This is a genomic window from Thermovirga sp., from assembly GCA_012523215.1.
Lineage (GTDB): Bacteria > Synergistota > Synergistia > Synergistales > Thermovirgaceae > 58-81.
In genome coordinates, this window is sequence record JAAYIZ010000297.1 from 1 (window position 1) to 2,242 (window position 2,242).

Consider the following 2,242-nt stretch of genomic DNA (forward strand, 5'->3'; position numbering starts at 1 on the left):
AGCTCAGGAGGCCAAAGTCAACCTTCAACAGTTCATTTCCGTAAAGAGCCAGGAGCCATCGGACGGGCCTGGCGAAACGACGAAAGGTCCGATCCCAGTACATGCTCTTGGGAAAGGACAACCTTTTGATTACATTTTCAAGGACGACAGGGAGAGTGGCGGAAGTCGGCCGTCCCTCCTCCCTTTTGACGGCCACGGCGAACTCCTGGCCGCCAAAGTCCCTTTTTTCAAGGGAACCCTCTTCAACCCCCTTGCTCCTTGCGAAACCTCTGGCGGCCTTGGTCGGGTTGCCGCTGGGATCGAAAGCCGAGGCCCAGGCTGGTCCCTTGAACTCCTCGGTCTTGTCCTGCTGCTTCTCCTCCAGGGACCGGACAATGAGCACGATCCTCCTGGGTGTCCCCAGAACCTGCGTGTTCTCGAAGACGAGTCTTTCGGCCCGGAGCTCCTCTCCGGCGATGACCGCCAACTCGGAAAGTGCGGGTGGGACGAACCTGGAGGGGATCTCCTCCGTCCCAATCTCAAGAAGAAGGTCTCTTACGCCCATCGTTCTACCTCTCGATCCTGTCGTCGAATTTACCCATCAGGGGAAAATCCATTTCTTTTCTCTGCTTGGCGTAGATCTGGCAGCAGGAACCCGCCAGCGCCCGAACCCTGGAAATAAACCCCGTCCTCTCGGTGATGCTTATGGCGTTCCTGGCATCGAGGAGGTTGAAGGCGTGGGAGCACTTCAGCACGTAATCGTAGGAGGGCAGCACAAGGCCCTTGGACAGGGCGCTTTTTGCCTCGGCCTCGTACATGGAAAAGAGCCTGAAAAGCATGTCTGTATCGGAAACCTCGAAATTATAGGTGGAGTGTTCTACTTCACCCTGATGATGTAAATCCCCATAGGTTATTTTTCCCACCCATTCGAGGTCAAAGACGTTGTCCACCTTCTGAACGTACATCGCAATCCTTTCCAGCCCGTAAGTTATCTCCGCTGCCACGGGGTCCATATCAATGCCACCCACCTGTTGAAAGTAGGTGAACTGGGTGATCTCCATCCCGTCGAGCCAAACCTCCCAGCCCAGGCCCCAGGCGCCAATGGTGGGCGATTCCCAGTCGTCCTCGACGAAGCGGATGTCATGGTCGGCCGGCTCTATCCCAAGGGTCCTAAGACTCTCAAGGTAAGTCTCCTGTATCTCCACCGGGGCAGGTTTGATTATCACCTGGAACTGGTGGTAGTGCTGGAGCCGGTTCGGGTTCTGTCCGTACCTCCCGTCGGCCGGCCGTCTCGATGGTTCCACGTAGGCGACTCTCCAGGGTTCGGGGCCGAGTACCCGCAGGGTGGTGGCCGGGTTCATGGTGCCGGCCCCAACCTCGATATCATAGGGTTGCTGGATCACACATCCCTGTTCAGCCCAAAACCTTTGAAGGCGCATCATTATCTCCTGCAGGTTCACCCCGGTATTCCCCCTCCTGGTTCGATGTCACACCCTGTCCGACAGGGTCCTTACAAGCATCCTGGTGCAGGACTGGGCCTTCCTGGGATCGATCCCTGGAAGGTCCTTCATTGCCAGTATCTTCTCGTGATCCAACACCGAAACCGCGAAGAGTTCGCTTCGGTCCCGGGCGCTGAGCTTCACCCCGCGCCCGCCGCTGGAGCACTTGGCGCACAGGAGTGATTCCCCGCGAAAAAGGGCCTCCCCAAGCACGGCGCCACATTCCTGGCACCGCTCGAGGTTGGGAGCGAGACCCCAGCTCCTCAACCACCTCCAGTAGAAACGCCAATCGGCCAGGTCTTCCCTGAGCCAGCCCGATTCCAGGACACACAGGGACCAGTAAAAAATAGGCAAAAGGTCGTCAGAAGCATGACCCGGAAGTGTATATTTTACCAAAGACGCGGCCCACTCGGCCGCCCTCCTTATGCGGGACGGGTGCTTTCTCAGTAACAGGAAGTCCTTCCGGACATCCACTTCTCTCAGGTACCACCGGTTGGGCCCCCTATATATGTGAAATGTGCCCCAAACCAGCGGATCGGTGGCCCCCCCGAACCTGACCTTGCCCCTGGCCCCGCCGGGGGCGATGAGCCATACCGGTCCCTCTTCCTTGAGGAGGACGTATATGCTCCGGTCGCCCTCGTTAGAGTCCCTTCTTCGAAGGACTACCCCGCGTTTGCGGAACAATCCCTGGCCGGCCTTGCCCTCCAAGGAAGCATCCCCTCTAGGTATAGCCCAACCTCCGGAGTTCCTTTTCAGAGTTCCTC

3 protein-coding genes are annotated in these 2,242 nt (G+C 58.1%); all 3 read right to left on the reverse strand.

Annotation, left to right across the window (positions count from 1 at the left end):
• Window positions 1-544, reverse strand: a 544-nt coding sequence (locus GX108_08065; GenBank protein ID NLO56985.1) for a glycine--tRNA ligase subunit beta, incomplete at its 3' end; no start/stop codon positions are given.
• Between the two features lie 4 nt (window positions 545-548).
• The gene (gene glyQ / locus GX108_08070; GenBank protein NLO56986.1) at window positions 549-1,439 is read right to left on the reverse strand and encodes a glycine--tRNA ligase subunit alpha; all 891 of its coding nucleotides are present in this window, start codon (window positions 1,437-1,439) and stop codon (window positions 549-551) included.
• Between the two features lie 27 nt (window positions 1,440-1,466).
• The gene (gene recO / locus GX108_08075; protein ID NLO56987.1) at window positions 1,467-2,186 is read right to left on the reverse strand and encodes a DNA repair protein RecO; all 720 of its coding nucleotides are present in this window, start codon (window positions 2,184-2,186) and stop codon (window positions 1,467-1,469) included.
• Window positions 2,187-2,242: the final 56 nt, after the last annotated feature.